This is a genomic window from Mucilaginibacter sp. P4_G9, assembly GCF_056400985.1.
This window is the reverse complement of record NZ_JBFUKF010000054.1, coordinates 1-21,301: the sequence shown is the minus strand read 5'-3', so window position 1 is coordinate 21,301 and position 21,301 is coordinate 1. Positions and strand designations below refer to the sequence as shown.

Here is a 21,301-nt window from a genome sequence, read left to right as displayed (position 1 = left end):
GGGATAGTACTTAAAAGCGGCAACAGCGCCGTTGTATTAACCAACCTTGCCGATACCGACCGAAATTACAGTTATTCTATACAACCATACCTGGATAGCACACAGGTAAATGATGCGACAGTTATCAGCCCAAACCAAAATATCAGTTTACCTTATTTAAAAAAACAAGGCCCCATTGTTCAGTTTTATGATAAAAGAATAATTATATTTGATAAGCGATTACAAAACCAGTTATTACCGCAAAAATTAAAAACCAATTACCTTTATATCACGGCCAACCCACATTTAAGTTTATTTGAAATTAACAGATCATATGAGTACCAGGTACTTGTAATTGATGGCAGCAACAGTAGCCAAACCATACGTAAGTTTGAAGACGACGCAAAACGTTTGCATGTAAACTATAAAATATTAAAACGTAACATTTCATTAATAACATTATCTAATTTCCAACATTAAACTAAACACCAATAAATTTGTCTTCTATTAAAAAACAGGTAAATTGGTATTAATCAAACAAAAAATATGAGCATAAAATTTCTAAATGTTGCTTTGGGTCTGGCCCTAACCGCAACCGCTATGAGTGCAAACGCACAAAAAAAATACACCGAAGGAGTAGTTGACTTTACTACATCAATGATGGGGCAGCAAATACAGGCCAAAAGCTATTTCAGAGCCGATTCAAATGCGTTTGCTTTTTCAAATGGCCCGGCTAATATCAAAATCCTGACCGATGCAAATGCTAAATCAATGGTAATATTAGTAGATGTACCCGTTGCAAACATTAAAAAAGCAGCGGTAGCAAGTCCTGATGATATTGAGCAGGCATTAGCCGCTATGCCGCAATTTACTTTTGCTCCCGGCACCGAAACTAAAGTGATCTCCGGTTTTAACTGTAAAAAAGTGGTTGCTACAGACTCAAAAACCAAAAAAAGCTACGATATATGGATCACCAATGATATCGAGATTCCAACAACAGGCGTTGCAAAATATTACGCTGGTATTGGTGGTTTCCCGGTTCAGTACACTTCATTTAGCCAGGGGCAATCAACCGAGGTTACTGTAAAAAGTGTAACCGAGCAAAAAGTACCTGCAGGCACATTTGGTATCCCGGCTGATTTTGAAAAAATCACTATGGATGACTTGAAAGCTATGCGCGGAGGCAAATAAGCTTCTTCATTAACTATTCATTAAAGGTTTCTTAACATTGAGGTTAAAGTACTATTTTTGTACCCCTTATGTTAAGAAACCTTTTTAGCCTGGTCAGATTTTTTGTTTTCTGGATATTGTTTTTTGCAATAACCCGGGTTACATTTGAATTGTATTTTCTGCCTAAACTTAAAGACGCCGGTTTTAGCGAGATCCTGCAAACCTTTTTCTACGGCCTAAGGCTTGATGCATCGGCAGCAGCCTATATCTGCGCTATCCCGCTCCTGGTATTTATTGTTAACTGGTGCATCCCAAAATCGTACATCAAACCTGCCTGGCTTAAAGTTTATGTATGGTTCTGCCTGTTTTGTATCTCCTTAAATACAGGCCTCAACTTCAATATATTTCGCGAGTGGGGCACAAAGGTGGTATTCAGGGTGTTTAAATCATTATATGATGCACCATCAGAGGCCTTTGCTTCAACAGGCTCATCACCGGTGGGCAGGTGTATTATTATCTGTTTGATATTATTGGCATCGGGCATATTGCTATCCAACAAGATCATAGATTACAAATTTAAAAAGCCAAAAGTTGAACCCCGGCTAAAAGCGGTGCTCATTATTCTGCTGGTGTTCTTTAATTTCCTGCTGATGCGGGGCGGAATTCAATCCATACCGGTAAACCAAAACTCGGCATACTTTTCTGACCATGAGTTTCTGAATCAGGCAGCCCTTAATACCGAGTGGAACCTGTTTAATAATGTGGTTGAAAATTTGCGTACTCCTTACAACCCTTTCGTGTTTATGCAGCAAGGCAGCGCAGCGCAACTGGTTGCAGAAGCTTACAGCGTTAAAAATGACAGTACCATAAAGGTGTTAACCACCAGCCACCCCAACGTGGTGATTATCCAGATGGAAAGCTATACGGCCGATGTTATTGAATCATTAGGCGGCGACAAAGGTGTTGCCCCAAATTTTGAAAAATTCATCAAAAACGGCATCCTGTTCAATAACATTTATTCCTCTGCCGATCGGACGGACAAGGGCATCATATCCATTATGAGTGGTTTTCCTTCGCAGGCCATCCGTACCATCGTTTCGGATACGCTGAAACAGGCTAAACTCCCGGCCATAGCTACAACCTTAAAAAACGCGGGTTACGCAACATCCTATTTTTATGGCGGTAAAAGCAGCTATATGCACTTTAACACCTTTATGAAAAGCCATGAGGTTGAACATATTACCGATGAGCTGGCCTTTGACAAAAGCCAGGTAAAAACCCAATGGGGCGTGTATGACGACGTACTGTTAACCAAACACTTACAATACGCGCAATACCAAAAACAGCCTTTTTTTACATACCTGCAAACATCAACCAACCACGAGCCTTTTATATTACCAGGAAAAGCGCATTTCCCCGATGAAGATAAGGATGGCGATGCCAGCAACAAGTTCAGGAGCACAGCTTATTTTACCGACTCGTGCCTTAACGCTTATTTTGAGCAGGCCAAAAAGCAGGACTGGTATAAAAATACACTCTTCATTTTAGTAGCCGATCATGGGCATCGCCTGCCGCATAATATATCTGAGGCTTACAATCCTGTAAAATACCATATCCCGCTTTTGTTTTTTGGTGATGTGATAAAGCCCGAATACCGGGGCAAAAAGATTGGCAAATTAGGCGGACAAACAGATATTGCCGCCACACTGCTTGCGCAGTTGAATCTGCCTCATAAGCAATTTAAATGGTCGAAAGATCTGCTTAACCCCAACACCGTCGATTTTGCTTTTTTTAATTGGGATAACGGCTTTTGCTTCATGATGCCGCAGCAGGTAGTATCTTATGATAACTCGGGCAAAAGGATAGTTTATACCGGCAATAAAAACGCTGATGCAAAAGCCACGGATAAAGCGTTGCTATATGGCAAAGCTTTTTTGCAGGAGGTTTATACGGAGTATATGGGGTATTAACTGTCTGAATCAGAATTTACAGAATTTGAAAATTTACAGAATTTCTGATCATTCTGCTGATTCTAAAATTCTGTAAATTCTGATTCAGACGCTTTACTTTAGCGAATCCCCCAACTGCTCCACCCACATATTAAACAACCTTGTTTCAAACTCCACAGCTTCATTGGCATGTTTTTCCCAATCGGGAGAAAATTTATGAAGCTGGTTCAGCATTTCTTCCAGGTGGCCTTCTTCTTCCAGGATGATTGATTTTACGTTCACTTTACTGCCTGCTTCGTCAAGGGCGGTTTGGTAAATGGGGTAAAGTTCGTCGGCACGTACCTCAATGGCGTATGTTACCAGCAGGTAGGCGGCAAAGCGCAGTTCGGCGCCGGTAAGATTCAGCTCTGTTTTCAGATAACGGCAAACGTCTATATCCAGCTGGTTAAGGTAGTATTTGCTTGAGCCGGGAGCAAGCAAGTATTCGGCCGCGTAGGTTGGTAATTCAACCCCTGTTTTTTCCAGTTGTTTTTTTAGGTAGAAGGCGTGGCGATGCTCTTCGGCGGCATGCTTCAGGATGATATAAGTTACTRTAAGCGGGTCTTCACTTGCCGAGATCTTGCGTGCACCGGTATTTTCCATCAGCGACAGCGTGTTTAACCAGCGTGAGTGTAGTTCGTTATCGGCTATTATCTGAGGTAAAAGTTTGTTTAACATCATGGTTATAGTTCTTGAAGTGCCTGCTCTATTTTACTGTAAACATACTGCAGTTCATCATCAGTAATGCAATAAGGGGGTAAAATGTAAATTACATTGCCCAGGGGGCGCAGTATGATACCGGCGGCTAAAAAGTAATGGTATAGTTTATCGCGCAGCAAATTGAAGTACGAAGTATTGTCGCCCGTTTCCCACTCCATGGCTAAAATAGTGCCGGTTTGCCTTACGGTTTTTATTTTAGCGTGATGTTTGATCTTAGCACCAAATTGGGCATGGGCAGCCGCTATACGCCGGATATTAACTTCCGTTGCTGGTTGCTGAAAAAGATCCAAACTTGCCAAAGCCGAGGCGCAGGCAACTGGATTAGCGGTAAATGAATGCCCGTGGAACAGGGTTTTTAACCTGTCGTCTGATAAAAAAGCATCGTAGATCTGTTGGGTACAGGTAGTTAAGCCGAGGGCCATAGTTCCGCCGGTTAAGCCTTTAGAAAAACACATGATATCGGGCTGTACATCTACATAATTGCAGGCAAACGCTTTTCCTGTACGGCCAAAGCCGGTAAATACCTCGTCATCTATCATCAGCACACCCTCCTGCTTGCAGTGGGCCATTAACTCATTAAGATATTCGGCCTCATACATCAGCATTCCGGCTGATCCTTGTACCAATGGCTCGAAAATAAAGCAGGCTAACTCAGATTTGAGATGTGAGATGTGAGATTTGAGACTTTGGATGTTTTCCTTGTTGGGCGTATCAATAAACTCTACCCCGAACAACAGGCTATCAAAGGCTTTGGTAAACGCGCTGCGGCCGCTTACGGCCATGGCGCCAAAGGTATCACCGTGGTAGGCATTGTTAAAGGCCAGGATCCTGGTGCGCTGATCGTCTTTATTAAGCCAGTATTGGAGGCACATTTTTATGGCTACCTCAATAGCTGTTGAGCCATTATCGGAGTAAAACGCTTTTTGCTGATTATCGGGCAAAATAGCCAATAAGCGTTCGGCCAGTTCAACAGCGCCTTCATGGGTAAACCCCGCGAAAATTACATGCTCCAGCTTTTGCAGTTGCTGGGCAACTTGTTGGGCAATGTAAGGGTGCGCGTGCCCGTGGATATTTACCCACCAGGATGATACTGCGTCTATATACTGCTTACCCGTTTCATCAAATAACAGCGCTCCCTGCCCCCTTACAATAGGTATGGGCGGCGCGGCAGTTTTCATTTGGGTATATGGGTGCCATATAACTTTAAGGTCGCGTTCGGTAAGGCTCATAACTCATCCTGTAAAAGTTCAACTACCCGTTTATCTGTAGGGAATGCAAAATCGGCTATACTTAATGCAGTTAAATTTACCCACCTGAATGACTGCAGTACTTCGCTTTCGCCGTCGAAATCAAATGCTATGGTTTTGGTGACTAAATCCACAGGGGTAATACTCCTCACCAAATAGTAAACGCTGATGACCTGCGAATTGTTAAAGGCCGATTTTACAAAAAAATCTGTTGTATAAAAATGGCTTACAACCTCAATTTCCAGGTTGCACTCTTCCATAAATTCACGTTTTAAGCCGTCAACCAGGCCTTCGCCCAGTTCCAGGCCGCCGCCAGGGAATTTGGTGAATTGCATGCCGTATTCCTGCTCATCGCTTACCAGTACTTCGTCGTTATCATTAAGCAGCAGGCCGTAAACCCTTACATTAAAATACTCTGCCATTATTCAAAGTGTTTTTTGTTGCGTACTACAATATCCATTGTCCATTCAATAGTTTCTGTTTGTGCTTCCGAGCGTATAGGACAGTTGGGCATGCTGCAATAGTGGCAGCAATTTGGCAAACATGGATCTGTATGGATAAAAAGCTCGGTTTTTATTCCAAATTCATTATTGATCATTTTATCAACCAGTGATACTTCGGTGTGTACCGTGTTCAGGTCGAAATAATTGGGCAACGTTAAGTGGCAGTCGATATGCAGCTCGTTACCGTATTTCTGGGCGCGCAGGTTATGCACATCTATCCAGGCCTCGCGGCGCTTATCGCTTAAAACTTTTACAATATCCCTTACCACCTGGAAATCGGCTTCATCCATCAACCCCCCTACCGATTTGCGCACCAGTTTATAACTGCTATATAGTATATAAATACCAACTAATATTGATAAGGCGCTGTCGAGCCATAAAATGTTGGTAAAATGTATCAGCAACAAACCAAGCACCAGGCCACCGCTGGTTACCATATCTGAAAGCAGGTGCCGACCATCGGCATCAAGGGTAATAGAGTGTAGCCTCTTCCCTTTATAGATCAAATAATAACCCAATGATCCGTTTACAACACCTGTAAGACCGATAATTGTGGCTCCGGTAAGCAAATCGTGGATGTTATTTGGGTAAAATACGCTGTAAACTGATTTAATGATAATGATAACCCCGGCAATGCCAATAAGCGATCCCTCGATGAAAACAGAAAAGAATTCAACCTTACCATGCCCGTAGGGATGGTTTTCGTCGCGCGGCAACGATGACAGGTAAATACTAAAAAACGCGAAAGAACTGGCTATTACATTAACTATGCTTTCGGCGGCATCTGTTAGTATAAAATTAGATGCGGTTAAGAAGTAGGCACCAAATTTCGCTATCATGAGCACAATACCTGTTATGAGCGAAATTAATATGATCCTTTTTTGTTCCTTCAAAGCAATCTGAATAAGGCGACAAATTTATAAATAACAAGCGTAAGTAGCAGTAAAGTTATTTTCTATATTTGCCCCGATAACATAATTTATATGAGCGCATTAAGTAACCGGATAAATAACTTGTCCGAATCACAAACAATTAAAATGGCCAAAATGGGCCGTGAACTTGCCGCAAAAGGTGTTGATGTGATCAGCCTGAGCTTTGGCGAGCCTGATTTTCATACCCCCGAGCACATCAAGGAAGCTGCTAAACAGGCCATGGATAAAAACTTTACCTACTACACCCCTGTAGCTGGTTATCCCGAACTGCGTAAGGCTGTTGTTGCCAAGTTAAAGAACGAAAACAACCTTGATTATGATGTTAGCCAGATAGTAGTTTCAACAGGTGCCAAACAGGCTATTGCCAACGCGGTGTTATGTTTGGTGAACCCGGGCGACGAAGTAATTATCCCTACCCCCTACTGGGTATCATACAGCGAAGTTGTTAAGCTTGCCGAGGGTGTAAGTGTTTTCATCAACACAACTGTTGAACAAAACTTTAAAATTACGCCCGAGCAGTTGGAAGCGGCCATTACGCCAAAAACTAAATTGTTTATGTTTTCATCGCCATGTAACCCTACCGGTAGTGTTTACAGCAAGGATGAACTGGAAGGCCTGGCCAAAGTATTTGAAAAACACCCTCATGTTTATATCATGAGCGACGAGATCTATGAGCATATCAACTATATTGATAAACACGAATCGATAGCACAGTTTGACTATATAAAAGACCGCGTGGTGATCATCAACGGCTGGTCGAAAGCATTTGCCATGACCGGTTGGAGGATTGGTTACACAGCAAGCAACAAAGAGATTGCTACTGCCTGCGATAAAATGCAGGGACAAATAACTTCAGGAACCTGTTCAATTACCCAACGTGCCGGTATTGCTGCTTATGAAGGCGGCCTGGAAACAGTACTTGAAATGCGTGCCGCTTTTAAAAGACGCCGCGACATTGTTTATAAACTATTGAGCGAAATTGATGGCATAAAATTAAACCTGCCCGATGGCGCGTTTTACTTTTTCCCTAACGTTACCTCGTTCTTTGGCAAAAGCTATAATGGCAAAACAATTAAAGATGCTGATGAACTGAGCATATACCTGCTGGAGGAAGCTCATGTAGCTACCGTAGGCGGTGATTCATTTGGTGATACTACTTCTATCCGCATCTCCTACGCTGCTGCAGAGGATAAGCTGATAGAGGCTGTAAGAAGGATTAAAGAAGCGCTGGGGAAACTGGTGTAATTTCTGATTCCTACAAATAACAAAAAGCCCCTCATCATCACGACGAGGGGCTTTTATTATTTAGTGACCAGGTTTTTCTATAAACCAAAACCGTAAGCTATACGCAAACCTACGAGGCCATAGTTATTACCCTGGCCAGAAAAATTTTCATAACGTGCACCAACATCCCATGATTTGGTTGCGTAACCAATGCCGGGAGAAAGAATAAGTTTGGTGTTTTTTTCACCACCGGCTACTATCGGATGAACTTCGAACCCGGCACCTGCTTCGCCCGACAGATAAAAGCCATCGCTAACAAACGCTTTAAGGCCAGCTTTAACCGGGACCATACCAAGTGATCTGGCTTTAAAAGTTGAAGTGGCTGTGCCGGTTGCGGTGGTTACTGATGTGGTATAAGTTTTACCAAAAAAGTTATAGTAACCAGATGTCAGCGTTAAAGCTACATTGTTATTAACCCCATATTGTAAACGTCCGGTACCACCAAGCTCAAATTTCGAAATATCATGTGCGTTACCTGTAGGTACACCTGCTTCTAAACCAATACCAAAACGTAGTTTGTTGGCGGGAGTGGTTTGTGCGCTTACATTTGTTCCGATGAATATAGCTACAGCTGTACAAGCTCCGGCTATAATTTTTGTCATTGTTTTCATAGTTGTAATTTTTATATAACTCTGCAATTTTTTCATTGCATTGATACCTCCTTTACAAATACTTTGCCATTTTGATAACTTTTAACCCTTGTGAGATTGGCATGACGGTTTAAATATGGAGTTTTACTGCAGTTATTTTAAGTAAGTATTTAGCTTAAATATTGATTATCAATATACTTTTTTATTAAAAAATGATATTTACCATTCGTTTTTAGAAATTTATTTAACATCAAATTAATGTATAGAAAAACAGAATGTTGCTAATACAAAAAGTGTATGCAATTGATGATTTTTGTAGTGTATAGGCTAAAAATTCAATAACTATTGGTATAACGATGAGATGCTATGGCTTGCCAAAAACAAAAAAAGAGAAGCGAAAACTTCTCTTTTTTTGTTTTTATGAACAAGTATTAAATATGTGGGTCATGTTTTGGATCGGGCTTGTAGTTTTTTTCCATCTCGGCCAGTTTTTCTTTACCATACGCAAACCTGGTGATGGTATAGTATAAAACGGGCACTATAAATATGGCAAGCGATGTGGCAGCAAGCATCCCCCCAAACACTGTCCATCCTATGGTTTTCCGGGCCTCGGCGCCGGCACCGGATGAAATCATTAAAGGCACAACCCCCAATATAAATGCCATTGAGGTCATGATGATTGGGCGTAAACGCAGGCGTACCGCTTCAAGGGTAGCTTTTTCAAGGTTCATCCCCCTATCTACACGTTCCTTGGCAAACTCAACTATCAAAATCGCATTCTTAGCCGCCAAACCTATCAAGGTAATTAAACCAATCTGCGCATATACGTTATTGGTTAAGTCGGGCCAAAACGTAAGAAACAGGATGGCGCCAAATGCACCTAAAGGCACCGCCAGCAGCACCGAAAACGGAACCGACCAACTTTCATATAGCGCGGCAAGGAAAAGGAATACAAAGCCTATAGAAAGTGCAAAAATGTAAACTGTTGTTGAACCAGACAATAACTCCTCGCGGCTAAGGCCCGAAAATTCGTAACCAAAGCCCTGTGGCAGCGATTTGGCAGCAACTTCTTTCAAAGCCGTTATAGCATCACCGCTGCTATAACCGGGCCTGGTACTCCCGTTAATCTCGGCGGACCTGAACAGGTTATAATGTGCAATCAGCGGAGAGTTTTCAATAACCTTGTAAGAGGTAAGGGTACTTAACGGCACCATTGTACCAAACGAATTACGCACAAAGTATTGTCCGATATTGCTAATATTACTCCGGTAAGCAGTATCTGCCTGTGCAAGTACCCTAAAGTTTCGTCCGTATATGGTAAAGTCATTGATATAGGTACTCCCCATATAGGTTTGCAGGGCGCTGTTAACATCGGCGATAGAAACGCCTAATTTTTTAGCTTTCTCCCGGTCAATAGTTAACTGGTAAGCGGGTGTACTCGCCGTAAAAAAGGTGAAGGCCCTGGCAATTTCGGGGCGTTTATTAAGCTCGCCCACAAATGTTTTCAATGTTTTTTCAAACACCTTAATATCACCTCCTGCTTGTTTTTCTTCTAATATAAATGAAAAACCACCGGTGCTTCCCAAACCCGGAATAGCAGGTGGCTGAATTACTACCACATTAGCCTCTTTAAACCTGGCCAGTTTTTTAGTGAGCTTGGCAACAAGGGCGGTAATCTGCTGCGATTTTTCCTTCCGCTCATCCCAGGGCTTAAGCTGAACAAACATGGTTGCGCTATTGGCCTTACTTGCAAAGCTAATAGCGTTCAATCCGCCTAATGCCGCATAATGTGCAATTTCGGGGACACTATCGAGGGTTTTCATCATTTGGTGCAGCACATCAACCGTTCTTACTGTTGATGAAGCTTCGGGCAGATCATAGGTGATATAAACGCGGCCATCATCCTCTAACGGAATAAACCCTGATGGTTTGCCCCTGAATAAAAGTATGGTGCCAATAATAATACACACCAGTATAATGACAATGAACTTTGAATTTTTTATGCCTTTATCAACGGTGTTGCGATACCTGCCTGTTATACGGGTGAACCAGTCATTAAATACAAAAAAGAATTTGTTGAGTCCTTTTGATTTTTCATCAATTTTATGCGGACGGAGTAGCAGCGTGCACAGCGCCGGAGTTAACGAAAGCGCCACAAATGCCGATATCAATACCGATATAGCTATAGTGATGGCAAATTGCTGGTAAAGCCGTCCAACTATACCGGGCACAAACCCTACCGGCACAAACACCGCAGCTAATATCAAGGCAATGGCAATTACCGGCGCCGATATATCGCGCATGGCGTGCTCGGTTGCTTCACGTGGAGACATACCCTCCTCATCCATATAATGCTGTACAGCTTCAACTACCACAATAGCATCATCAACCACAATACCTATGGCTAATACAAAACCAAACAACGTAAGTGTATTTATGGTAAAATGAAGTGGAATAAAGAATATGAACGTACCTATGATAGATACGGGAATAGCCAATACGGGGATAAGGGTGGAGCGCCAGTTTTGCAGGAATAAAAATACTACCACAATAACCAGCCCCAATGCTATAAGCAGCGTTTCAACCACTTCGCTAACTGATACTTTAACTACAGTTACCGCTTCAAAAGGAACCACATAGTCAATATCAGCCGGGAAACTTTTTTTAAGCTGCTCCATGGTGGCGTATACGTTCTCGGCTGTTTCAAGCGAGTTGCTGTTTGGGGCCTGGTACACCAACAGGTACGATGCTCTTTTACCATCAACAAACGAATTACCGGAGTAATTGAATTTACCCAGCTCAATACGTGCTACGTCCTTTAAATGTACAATAGCACCTGTAGCCGGCACGGTTTTCACAACTACATTACCAAATTCTTCGGGTTTGCTTAAACGGCCTTTTACCAGTACAGAATATTCAAAGGTTTGCGCCTTTTGCTGGGGCGTGGCACCAACAGTACCCGGGGCCACCTGGGCGTTTTGCTCGGCCAATGCAGCGGTTACATCGCCTGCAGACATGCCCAAAGCTGCGAGCTTATCGGGGTTAAGCCAGATACGCATACTGAAATCATCGGCACGGCTAACAACATCGCCCACGCCTTTGGTACGTAAAATAGCATCCTTTATAAAAACATTGGTATAATTATCGGTAAAAGTAACGTCATGGCTACCTTTAGGTGAAAACATGGCAACCAGCATTAATATACTGGGATTACGCTTGCGCACAATCATCCCTAAACGCTGCACCTCCTGCGGCAAGGTTGGCAGGGCAATACCCACACGGTTTTGCACATCAAGCGCTGCTATATTAATATCGGTACCTACATCAAAGTTAACCGTCATACTCATTTGGCCGTTACTGCTGCTGTTACTTTGTAAATAGGTCATGCCGGGCACGCCATTCACTTGTACCTCTACCGGGGTGGCCACGGTTTGCTCTACCGTTAATGCATCGGCCCCGGTATAAGTACCGGTAACAGAAACAGTTGGCGGGGTAATATCAGGATATTGCCCGATAGGTAAGCTGGTCATTGACAATATGCCCACAATTACAATCACTATTGAGATCACTATTGCGGTTACCGGTCGTCGTATAAAAGTATCTGCGATCATTCTTTTTATTATTAAGTTTTGCAGGGGTTGTTCCCTGCCACAAGCTTAAATCTCTCTTCGTATATAAACACTATTTTTTTGGAGCCGCACCTGCAGGCGGGCCACCGGCGCCAAGCGTTATTCTGCCGCCATCGCGCAAACGCTGAAAGCCATCGGTCACCACCTTGTCGCCGGCTTTGATACCAGCCATAACCACTATATCTGTATTAACACGGGGGCCAAGCTTTACCTTTACCTGGTTGGCAATGGTATCGCGCCTGTCTTTTATGGTTTTATCCTGGGCGGTATCTTTAACTGTAGTATCCCTGGTTACAAAAACAAAAAATTCGCCCATTTGCTCAGTTACCGCTTTATTAGGTATCTGCACCCTGTTGCCCGATTGTCCATTCAATACCTGTAAAACACAGCTCATGCCATCCTTCAGTACATCATCCTCATTAGGGAACTGGATGCGTACTTTAATACTTCCGGTTCCGCTGTTTACGCCCCGGTCAATAGCTAAAACCTTACCGGTTTTATTATAAGTGGTACCATCGGGCAGCTGTAGTTTAAAAGTAGTATCACTGCTTGCTTTTTGCAGATTATAAAAGCGGTTAATATCCTGCTCGTTAATTACAACGTCCACACCAATGGGATGCTCGGCCGATATGGTGTTCATTAGCGTAGTACCCACGGCAATTTGTGCACCCAGCCTCACCTGCGAAATACCAATGCGCCCTGTGAAAGGCGCCCGGATGGTAGCGTAAGAAAGATCTGTAGCAGCCGATGCAAGCCCCGCTTTAGCTACAGCCACCTGGCTTTTATTTGTTTCATATGCAGCGGTAGCCTGGTCAACAGTTTGCCGGGCAATAGCATCGTTTTTCAACAGCATATTATACCTGTCAACATCTTTTTGGGCTTTTACCAGGTTGGCCTGGGCGCTTAACACATTAGCCTGGGCTTGCTGATATGCTGCTTCATATTTACGTTTATCAATTTCATAAAGCACTTTGCCCTTTTGTACAACATCACCTTCCTTAAAAAATATACCTGTTACAAAACCCGGCACCTGGCTGCGCAGTTCAACAGTGTTGATAGATATTACTGCTCCCTGGTACCTATCATAATAGGTAGCCTCTGCAGTTTTGGCTTCGGCAATTGAAACCGGTGTTGGCGGCTGTGCGGCAGCCCCTCCCTTACCGGCTTTACCACATGATACCCATGTTAATAATACTGTCGGGGCTAACCAATATATATATCTGTTTTTCATTATAGTGATTTGTTTTTTAAAGGTAATGAAGCTATCATGAGCATCTATAATTTTGTTTTTAAGCGATTACTCATGATGGTTTCATTATAGTGTTGTTCGTTTGAATTCTATTTAATATTGTTATTGTACAGTTAATGTCCCCAATGATCTTTGCAGATCGATCTTGCTGGCCAGCAGCTGGAACAAGGCATTATAATAGTTCAGCTCGGCAGTACGCAGATCTGATTGTGCTACAATAACATCAAGGTAAGTTTTAACCCCCTCGCGGTATTGCAGGCTTACTATTTTATATACATCCCTTGCCAGGTCTACGTTTTCACGCACAAGCCGGTAGCTGGTATAATTACTTTTATAGCCGGCCAATGCCTGCACATACTCGGTGTTGATGCTGTTGCGGGTATTTTCTATATCCAGTTCGGTACGTTCAACCTGTAAGCGTGCTTTTGCTAAATTTTGCAGGCGTTTGCCTCCCTGGAAAATTGGCAGGCTTAAAGTAATACCGGCATAACCCGTTGGAAAGGCATTGCTATAAAGATTATTAAAATCATGATTAAAGTATGCATAATTATAACTGCCTACCGCCGATATAGAAGGTAAAAAGCCGTAACGGTAATAGTTAATGTTTAAACTCTTAAGCGCTTTTGAGCTTTGCAGCAGCCTAAATTCGATGCGGTTGTTTACATCCAGTGTTTGATTGGTATCAATGTAGGCCTCCTGTTCGTATCGTGATGAATCGTATGACAGCGTTAAGGGCTTTTCGCCACCAATACCCATGATCTGTTTTAAATAAGCCGTTTTGCTTTTTATTGATTCTTCTGTCGCCTTACGCGTAGCTATTGAATTATTAAGGGCAATGGTTGCCTGTTTATAATCTGTTTTATCAGATACGCCTGCCTGGTACCTGTTGGTAGCATCTTTTAAGCTACGCTGCAGCCGTGTAATATCCTCGTTGGTAATATTAAGTTGTTTTTGCGATAACAATACATCAAAAAAAGCCTTGCTTACATCCGATACAACTCCTATCTGGGTGCTTAAAGTATTTTCCCTGTAATACTGGCGCGAGTACCTGGATGCTTTTGAAGCCAGGAATACATCATTATTATATAATACCTGCGATGCTGTAACACCCAGTGTCGACAGGTTACGGATACTGCCTGCGTTTGAAGGGATATTGGCGCCTCCTGCGCCCGCCTGCGGACTGCCCTTAAAATAATAATTGTACAACCCTGATGAATTTACCTGCGGCAACCATCCTGATAAACCTATCCTGATATCGCGCTCATTGATCTGCTCATCAATAGAAGCCTGTCTTACTGCTGGCTGATTACGCAGCGCGTAATCAACAGCTTGCTTAAGTGAAACCGGTCCCCCACCAATGGTATCAACGCCGCCTTGAGCAAAAACCGGCGAATGTAAAATTAATGTTAAATTAATTATCGTTAAGATGGATAGGTTTTTTAGTTTTTTCATACGAAGGAAAATAGATGTCAATGCAAACTGACATAAACTACAAAACAAAGTTGCTATAGTTTTAATCGAATTACACAGGGGAGTGCGAATATGTGATTAATATCAACAAAATATTATGAACCACAAGAATATTACCTAAATTTTATAAAAGCATGGCAAAAACCCACCAATTTTCGGTTTTTACAAAAAAATGAAAATATAAGGTGCGGAATAAACAAAAAAATTAATTAATTTGCCATGTAATATGAATACACCTTTATCAATTAGGTTAACCTAATGATAAGCTATTTTTAAAAAAATTACACTTACCGTATAAGTTATTTGCTTATTCATGGTATTTTTACGCAAAATTTAAGCAGAGTTAATACATGGTTAAAAAACTACATGGGAAAATCGCCGAGTTCCAGGTTGCAAATATGCTCCGGGAAAAGGGATTGTATCCTTATTTCAGGCCTATTGAGTCTGCTCAGGACACTGAAGTTTTAATAGATAATAAAAGAGTGTTAATGTTTGGTTCTAATTCCTACTTAGGCCTTACCAATCACCCTAAAATTAAGGAAGCTTCAAAAAAAGCGATCGATAAATACGGCACAGGCTGTGCCGGATCTCGCTTTTTAAATGGCACACTCGATATTCATATCGAGTTAGAGAACAGGCTTGCCAGCTATGTTGGCAAAGAAGCTACTGTACTATTCAGCACTGGTTACCAGGTAAACCTTGGGGTACTATCATGCATAACCGGTCGTAATGATTATATCATATTGGATGAGTATGATCATGCCTGTATCATTGATGGCAGCAGGCTTTCGTTTTCGAAAGTGATTAAATATGCCCACAATGATATGAACGACCTGCAGCGTAAACTGGCCTTATTACCAGAGGATGCTGTAAAAATTATTGCTGTTGATGGTATATTCAGCATGGAAGGTGATATTGTTAAGCTACCGYAGATAGTTGATCTTGCCGATCAGTATGGTGCAAACATTATGATAGATGATGCGCACAGCCTTGGGGTAATTGGCCATAAAGGTGCCGGTACCGCATCGCATTTTAACCTTACTGATGATGTTGACCTTATCATGGGTACTTTTAGTAAATCATTGGCATCATTAGGTGGTTTTATTGCCAGTGATAAGGATACCATTGATTACATAAAACACCGTGCGCGTTCATTGATGTTTAGTGCCAGTATGCCTCCGGGTTCTGTTGCCAGCGTTATTGCCGCGCTTGATATCATCGAATCGGAACCGGAAAGAATCCAGAAACTTTGGGATAATACCAACTATGCCATGAAGCTGTTACTGGAAGAAGGCTTCGACCTTGGTCCTACCGAAAGCCCGATATTACCTATTTACGTACGTGATAACGAAAAAACTTTCCTTGTAACCAAGCAATTACAAGCCGATGGTGTGTTTGTTAACCCGGTAGTTTCGCCGGCTGTACCTTCAGATTCATCGTTGCTGCGTTTCTCGTTAATGGCAACTCATACCTTTGCGCAAATTGATGAAGCCGTTGAAAAACTTGCAAAAGCGTTTAAAGAAGTAGGCGTTACTTCTGTTAAAGAAAAAATATAATAAAATGTCCGTATGTATTTGTTGCTGTTTTAGTTTAAAACAAGCTCATGTGCATACGGACTTTTCAGTTTCTATGGCCTTAGGGCAATTATTGAATACCACTCATGATAAAAATTGTAACGGTTAATTCTAAAAAGGAATTAGCTTCATTTATTGATTTTCCGCATGATTTGTATGAGGGCGACCCAAACTATGTTCCCGAACTGTTTATAGCCCAACGGGATTTGCTAACCATTCACCCTTTTCATAAGCACAACACAGTACAACCTTTTTTAGCCTATGATGGTGATAAAATTGTAGGCCGGATTGCTGCCATACTTAATAATGCGCACAATGAGTATAACCATGTTAACGATGGTTTTTTTGGTTTTTTTGATTGTGTAAATGATATAAATGTATCCACCTTACTTTTTGAAACTGCGACCAAATGGCTTAAGGATAAAGGAGTAACCGGTAAACTTTTAGGCCCGGTAAACTTTAGTACTAATGAACCTTGCGGTTTATTGATTGAAGGGTTTGATAGTCCTGCCTTTTTAATGAATACCTATAACAAACCTTACTATGCCAACCTTATTGAAGCCTATGGCCTTAGCAAAGATGTTGATCTTATTTCATGGCATTGGGATGGACAGGCTTATGACGATAAATCAGTTAGGTTATTAAACTCTTTAGAGGAGCGCTTAAAGCGGAATAATATCATTATCCGCAAGGTAAACATGAAAAAATTCAAGGAAGATGCTGCTAAACTGCGCGAGGTTTATAACTCCGCCTGGGATAGCAATACCGGCTTTGTACCTTTAACCGACGAGGAATTTGACTACCTGGCCAAAGATCTTAAACTGATCCTCGATCCTGATTTTGCATTGGTTGCCGAACAGGAAGGCAAAATTGTTGCGTTTGGTTTAGCCCTGCCCAATTATAATGAAATCTTTCAAAAGATAAAACGCGGGCGGTTATTACCTACAGGCATCTTTAAGCTATTATTTGGCAAAAAAAATATCCAGAGCATCCGTATTTACGCGTTGGGGGTTATTGATGGCTACCGTAAAATGGGTATAGAGGCTTGTTTATATGGTACTATTATAAGAGAATATAAAAGAAAAGGATTTAAACATGCCGAAGCCGGATGGACTTTGGAGCATAATGATATGGTGAATCGCGCTATTGAAGCTATTAAAGGCGATCCATACAAAAAATACAGGTTATACCAGAAAGCGATATGAGGGAACGGGTTTTAATAACCGGGGCAAGTGGGTTTGCAGGATTTCACATTATAGAGGAGGCATTACATAACAATCTTGAAGTGTATGCCGCAGTGCGCAAAAGCAGTAAGATAGATCATTTAAAACATCTTGACATCAACTTTGTAAACCTCGATTACCGGGATCTTTCGGCCTTAAAACAACAACTGAGTTATATAAAACCTCATTATATTATCCATGCCGCAGGTGTTACCGCAGCCAAATCACAGGCGGCATACAACTACATTAATGCCACACACACGTTTAACCTGGCATCGGCTGCAGTACAGGCAGATATAAACCTAAAGAAATTCGTGCTCATAAGCAGCCTTGCAGCGCTTGGCCCGCTTAAAACATTGGCGGGTTCCATCAGCGAAAATATAAAGCCCAACCCGGTTACGGCCTACGGCCGCAGTAAGTTATTGGCCGAGAATCAACTTAAAACTATAGAAAATTTAAATTATACCATTTTACGCCCTACCGCTATATATGGACCAAGGGATACCGGGATATTTATATTTTTTAAGCAGCTCACCCGGGGACTTGAACCTTATATGGGTAAAGCCGAGCAAAAACTTACCTTTATTTATGTTAAAGATGTTGCAAAAGCTGCCATTAAATCGTTGTACGACTGGAATATTTCAGACTACAACCTTAGCGACGGCAATTTTTATAGTAAATATGAGTTAGCTAATTTAGCAAAGGAAGCGCTAAGCCTAAAAACCTTCAAATTTCATTTGCCTGTAATATTTGTAAAAATAATAGCATTGGTATCAGAAAAAGTAAGTTCTTTGAGCAATAGGGCTGCCATATTAAATACTGAAAAACTTAATGAGCTTATGGCCGTAAACTGGTCTGTTGACATTGAAAAAGCAAAATCAGAACTTGGGTTTTATCCAACCTATAACTTAAAGACCGGTTTAATAGAAACGCTGAAATGGTATAGGGCCAATGATTGGTTATAACCAGGCAAACTAAAATAATCATTACAAAACATGCACTTAAAAATTAAAAAACAATAAAATTATGTCAATTTACTTAAACGTTTAAGTAAATTGAAAATCAAGCACTTAACACAATTAACACAAACCATTTTCTATTAAAACATTAAGGTAAAACCGGTAAAACCAAACAGATGGCCCGGGCCATAATAATTAAACAATAAACAATTACAATGAAAATTAAAATCTCTCCTGCCGAAGGCAAACTGGGAATCCTTATCCCAGGCTTAGGCGCAGTAGCCACCACACTGATTGCCGGCGTTGAAGCTGTAAAAAAAGGCATCTCGCAACCAATTGGCTCCCTTACACAAATGGGTCACATTCGTTTAGGTAAACGAACTGAAAACCGTAACCCTAAAATTAATGAATTTGTTCCGCTTGCTAATTTAAACGACATTGTTTTTGGTGGATGGGATGTTTATGATGATAACGTTTTTGAAGCTGCTTCAACCGCTAAAGTGCTTGAGCCCGCGCTATTAAACGCTGTAAAAGCCGAGTTGGAAGCAATTGTACCCATGAAGGCGGCTTTTGACCATAATTACGCTAAAAACCTTACCGGCACCCACGTTAAAACAGGTACACGTTTTGAACTGGCGCAACAGGTAATGGAGGATATTAAAAACTTTAAAGAAAAAAACGGTCTTGATAGGGTAGTACTTGTATGGTGCGGTTCAACAGAAATTTACTACGAGGCATCGGCAATTCATCAGTCACTTGCAGCTTTTGAACAGGCTTTAAAGGATGATGATAAACTGATTGCACCAAGTATGATATATGCTTATGCTGCTTTAAAATTAGGTGTACCTTTCTCAAACGGCGCCCCCAACTTAACAGTTGATATTCCGGCTTTAATTGAACTTGCCAAATTAACCAAAACCCCTATTGCGGGTAAGGATTTTAAAACCGGCCAAACTTTAATGAAAACAATTTTAGCGCCAGGCTTAGCTGCACGTTCATTAGGTGTGCACGGGTGGTTTTCAACCAACATTCTTGGTAACCGCGATGGCCTTGTGCTTGATGATCCGGATAACTTTAAAACCAAAGAAGTATCAAAACTGGGCGTACTGGAGGATATTTTTAAACCTGAAGATAACCCGGAACTTTATGGCAACATTTACCATAAAATCAGGATCAACTACTATCCGCCGCATGGCGATAACAAAGAAAGCTGGGATAACATAGACATTTTTGGCTGGTTGGGCTATAAAATGCAGATCAAGATCAACTTCCTCTGCCGCGACTCTATCCTGGCCGCCCCTATCGCGCTTGACCTTGCCTTATTTAGTGATATGGCAAAAAGAGCCGGCATGAGCGGGATCCAGGAATGGTTATCCTTCTATCTTAAATCGCCTCAAACAGCGGCTGGCTTACATCCCGAGAATGATATATTTAAACAGTTGATAAAGTTAGAAAATACGCTGCGCTACTTAATGGGCGAAGATCTGATAACCCATCTTGGCTTAGATTACTACGATGATATGTTTGCCGAAGAAGCATAACTAAAACAACATAAAATAATAACAGCCGTATATTGATTCAATTCTTTATGCGGCTGTTTATTTTAACTTAATTTAAGATTCATAATTATCTATTAGTTAACCTGTTAATAATTGTTAAATTTGGGGAATTATAACCTTAAAACATATCATTTTAATTACAATTGCGATAAAATTTAATAATCACATCTAAAAATCAACATCTTATGTAATTGATACATATTATCACGAAACAAAAAGGTGATAATATATATCTAATAGTGCCGTTTGCTCAATAGTATAATTTTAAAGATATTAATAACGATGTACACCTTTGCTATTAATGCGGACAATATTTGACTTTTTGACCACATTAGTCTGTAGGGATTTTTTTTACCTTTGAGGCGCAGTTGCAGGCTATGTATAAGGGTTGTAAAAGGTGCAGGAAACATGCTTAAATAAAGCAGGTGAAGCACCGGGCAGATCAGCTGGATGAAAAGTGTAAGCGATTGATCGATCTGTAGTTTTGAACTGATAATTTACAATATCAGCATTCAAAAGGAGTTTTGGTGGCCAGGTTGCTGGTTACTATTTTATCAATCAAAAAAAGTTTGTATTTGCATAATTGCATAAAATACATGGAGTTTAAAAAATTTTACAAAAGTTTATTCTTTTCGATATTCTTTTTTTCTGTCACATCATTATTTGCCCAAACTACCATTATAACAGGTACGGTTACTGATGCAGGTAATAAACAAACGCTTCCTTATGTTGTAGTTAGTTTTACCGGCACTTCTACGGGTGTCACTACTGATAATAATGGCAAATATCGCCTTTCAACAAGCCAGCTTTCATACAAACAAATAAAAATATCCTTTTTAGGTTACAAGGACGCATTTTTAACTGTTGTTCCGGGTAAGGAGCAGGTTATAAATGTAAGGCTTTTCCCATCGGCGCAGCAACTTAACGAAGTTAATATTAAAGCAGGTAAAAAGCCAAAGTACCGTAACAAGGATAACCCGGCGGTTGAATTGATCCGTAAAGTTATCGAGAATAAAGAAAAAAACCGACCTGAAGCTTACAACTATGTAGAGTACCGGGAATACGATAAGATGATGTTTGGTGCTGCCAACGTTTCTGCACAATTCTCTGATCGTAAGTTTTTCAGGAAATATAAGTTTGTATTAGATAACCGCGATAGTACATCTATACCCGGTAAATCAATATTACCTATTTTCCTGAACGAGAAACTGCTACAGAATTACTA

General features: G+C 41.2%; 17 protein-coding genes. 9 read left to right on the top strand and 8 right to left on the bottom strand.

What is annotated here, in order from left to right; genetic code table 11:
• The 3 genes from AC1DPZ_RS07515 to AC1DPZ_RS07505 all read left to right on the top strand — a co-directional run.
• Positions 1-459, top strand: a 459-nt coding sequence (locus AC1DPZ_RS07515; RefSeq protein WP_477402332.1) for a hypothetical protein, incomplete at its 5' end; no start/stop codon positions are given.
• A gap of 66 nt (positions 460-525) precedes the next feature.
• Positions 526-1,170 carry a DUF4412 domain-containing protein gene (locus AC1DPZ_RS07510; RefSeq protein ID WP_477402331.1) on the top strand — a complete coding sequence of 215 codons (645 nt, stop codon included), beginning with the start codon at positions 526-528 and terminating at the stop codon, positions 1,168-1,170.
• 68 nt (positions 1,171-1,238) lie between these two features.
• Complete coding sequence (locus AC1DPZ_RS07505; RefSeq protein ID WP_477402330.1) at positions 1,239-3,119, top strand: LTA synthase family protein; 1,881 nt, start codon at positions 1,239-1,241, stop codon at positions 3,117-3,119.
• A gap of 93 nt (positions 3,120-3,212) precedes the next feature.
• Here AC1DPZ_RS07505 and AC1DPZ_RS07500 read toward each other — a convergent pair whose 3' ends face one another.
• The 4 genes from AC1DPZ_RS07500 to AC1DPZ_RS07485 are packed head-to-tail and all read right to left on the bottom strand — an operon-like array spanning position 3,213 to position 6,500.
• Positions 3,213-3,818 carry a hypothetical protein gene (locus AC1DPZ_RS07500; RefSeq protein WP_477402328.1) on the bottom strand — a complete coding sequence of 202 codons (606 nt, stop codon included), beginning with the start codon at positions 3,816-3,818 and terminating at the stop codon, positions 3,213-3,215.
• A gap of 2 nt (positions 3,819-3,820) precedes the next feature.
• On the bottom strand, positions 3,821-5,086 hold the full coding sequence (bioA, locus tag AC1DPZ_RS07495; RefSeq protein WP_477402327.1) for an adenosylmethionine--8-amino-7-oxononanoate transaminase: 1,266 nt from the start codon (positions 5,084-5,086) through the stop codon (positions 3,821-3,823).
• Positions 5,083-5,526, bottom strand: a complete 444-nt coding sequence (locus AC1DPZ_RS07490) for an NUDIX domain-containing protein (RefSeq protein ID WP_477402326.1) — start codon at positions 5,524-5,526, stop codon at positions 5,083-5,085. The genes bioA and AC1DPZ_RS07490 overlap by 4 nt, the downstream gene beginning before the upstream one ends.
• Positions 5,526-6,500 (bottom strand): cation diffusion facilitator family transporter, encoded by a 975-nt coding sequence (locus tag AC1DPZ_RS07485; protein ID WP_477402324.1) that lies wholly within the window; start codon positions 6,498-6,500, stop codon positions 5,526-5,528. The genes AC1DPZ_RS07490 and AC1DPZ_RS07485 overlap by 1 nt, the downstream gene beginning before the upstream one ends.
• Positions 6,501-6,590: 90 nt before the next feature.
• Between AC1DPZ_RS07485 and AC1DPZ_RS07480 the strand changes: the two genes are divergently transcribed.
• Positions 6,591-7,784: a pyridoxal phosphate-dependent aminotransferase gene (locus AC1DPZ_RS07480; protein ID WP_477402323.1), complete on the top strand. Its 1,194-nt coding sequence runs from the start codon at positions 6,591-6,593 to the stop codon at positions 7,782-7,784.
• Positions 7,785-7,861: 77 nt separating this feature from the next.
• Here the strand turns inward: AC1DPZ_RS07480 and AC1DPZ_RS07475 are convergent, their stop codons facing one another.
• The 4 genes from AC1DPZ_RS07475 to AC1DPZ_RS07460 form a co-directional block, all read right to left on the bottom strand.
• Positions 7,862-8,425: a hypothetical protein gene (locus AC1DPZ_RS07475; protein WP_477402322.1), complete on the bottom strand. Its 564-nt coding sequence runs from the start codon at positions 8,423-8,425 to the stop codon at positions 7,862-7,864.
• Positions 8,426-8,844: 419 nt separating this feature from the next.
• Positions 8,845-12,024: an efflux RND transporter permease subunit gene (locus tag AC1DPZ_RS07470; protein WP_477402321.1), complete on the bottom strand. Its 3,180-nt coding sequence runs from the start codon at positions 12,022-12,024 to the stop codon at positions 8,845-8,847.
• A 70-nt stretch (positions 12,025-12,094) separates the two neighbouring features.
• Complete coding sequence (locus AC1DPZ_RS07465) at positions 12,095-13,273, bottom strand: efflux RND transporter periplasmic adaptor subunit (RefSeq protein WP_477402320.1); 1,179 nt, start codon at positions 13,271-13,273, stop codon at positions 12,095-12,097.
• 120 nt (positions 13,274-13,393) lie between these two features.
• Positions 13,394-14,743 (bottom strand): TolC family protein, encoded by a 1,350-nt coding sequence (locus tag AC1DPZ_RS07460; RefSeq protein WP_477402319.1) that lies wholly within the window; start codon positions 14,741-14,743, stop codon positions 13,394-13,396.
• 368 nt (positions 14,744-15,111) lie between these two features.
• On the opposite strand from AC1DPZ_RS07460, the gene spt reads away from it, so the two are divergent.
• The 5 genes from spt to AC1DPZ_RS07435 all read left to right on the top strand — a co-directional run.
• Positions 15,112-16,317, top strand: coding sequence for a serine palmitoyltransferase (spt, locus tag AC1DPZ_RS07455; RefSeq protein ID WP_477402317.1), 1,206 nt, complete (start codon positions 15,112-15,114; stop codon positions 16,315-16,317).
• A gap of 104 nt (positions 16,318-16,421) precedes the next feature.
• The gene (locus AC1DPZ_RS07450; RefSeq protein WP_477402316.1) at positions 16,422-17,540 is read left to right on the top strand and encodes an N-acetyltransferase family protein; all 1,119 of its coding nucleotides are present in this window, start codon (positions 16,422-16,424) and stop codon (positions 17,538-17,540) included.
• Positions 17,537-18,523: an NAD-dependent epimerase/dehydratase family protein gene (locus AC1DPZ_RS07445; protein ID WP_477402315.1), complete on the top strand. Its 987-nt coding sequence runs from the start codon at positions 17,537-17,539 to the stop codon at positions 18,521-18,523. Before AC1DPZ_RS07450 ends, AC1DPZ_RS07445 begins: the two co-directional genes overlap by 4 nt.
• 209 nt (positions 18,524-18,732) lie before the next feature.
• Positions 18,733-20,058 (top strand): inositol-3-phosphate synthase, encoded by a 1,326-nt coding sequence (locus AC1DPZ_RS07440; RefSeq protein ID WP_477402313.1) that lies wholly within the window; start codon positions 18,733-18,735, stop codon positions 20,056-20,058.
• A gap of 614 nt (positions 20,059-20,672) precedes the next feature.
• Positions 20,673-21,301, top strand: a 629-nt coding sequence (locus tag AC1DPZ_RS07435; protein WP_477402312.1) for a carboxypeptidase-like regulatory domain-containing protein, incomplete at its 3' end; no start/stop codon positions are given.

Coding starts and splice junctions, on each gene's coding strand:
- AC1DPZ_RS07510 (WP_477402331.1), top strand. CDS start 526: ATGAGCATAAAATTTCTAAATGTTGCTTTGGGTCTGGCCCTAACCGCA.
- AC1DPZ_RS07505 (WP_477402330.1), top strand. CDS start 1,239: ATGTTAAGAAACCTTTTTAGCCTGGTCAGATTTTTTGTTTTCTGGATA.
- bioA (WP_477402327.1), bottom strand. CDS start 5,086: ATGAGCCTTACCGAACGCGACCTTAAAGTTATATGGCACCCATATACC.
- AC1DPZ_RS07490 (WP_477402326.1), bottom strand. CDS start 5,526: ATGGCAGAGTATTTTAATGTAAGGGTTTACGGCCTGCTGCTTAATGAT.
- AC1DPZ_RS07480 (WP_477402323.1), top strand. CDS start 6,591: ATGAGCGCATTAAGTAACCGGATAAATAACTTGTCCGAATCACAAACA.
- AC1DPZ_RS07475 (WP_477402322.1), bottom strand. CDS start 8,425: ATGACAAAAATTATAGCCGGAGCTTGTACAGCTGTAGCTATATTCATC.
- AC1DPZ_RS07470 (WP_477402321.1), bottom strand. CDS start 12,024: ATGATCGCAGATACTTTTATACGACGACCGGTAACCGCAATAGTGATC.
- AC1DPZ_RS07465 (WP_477402320.1), bottom strand. CDS start 13,273: ATGAAAAACAGATATATATATTGGTTAGCCCCGACAGTATTATTAACA.
- AC1DPZ_RS07460 (WP_477402319.1), bottom strand. CDS start 14,743: ATGAAAAAACTAAAAAACCTATCCATCTTAACGATAATTAATTTAACA.
- AC1DPZ_RS07450 (WP_477402316.1), top strand. CDS start 16,422: ATGATAAAAATTGTAACGGTTAATTCTAAAAAGGAATTAGCTTCATTT.
- AC1DPZ_RS07445 (WP_477402315.1), top strand. CDS start 17,537: ATGAGGGAACGGGTTTTAATAACCGGGGCAAGTGGGTTTGCAGGATTT.
- AC1DPZ_RS07440 (WP_477402313.1), top strand. CDS start 18,733: ATGAAAATTAAAATCTCTCCTGCCGAAGGCAAACTGGGAATCCTTATC.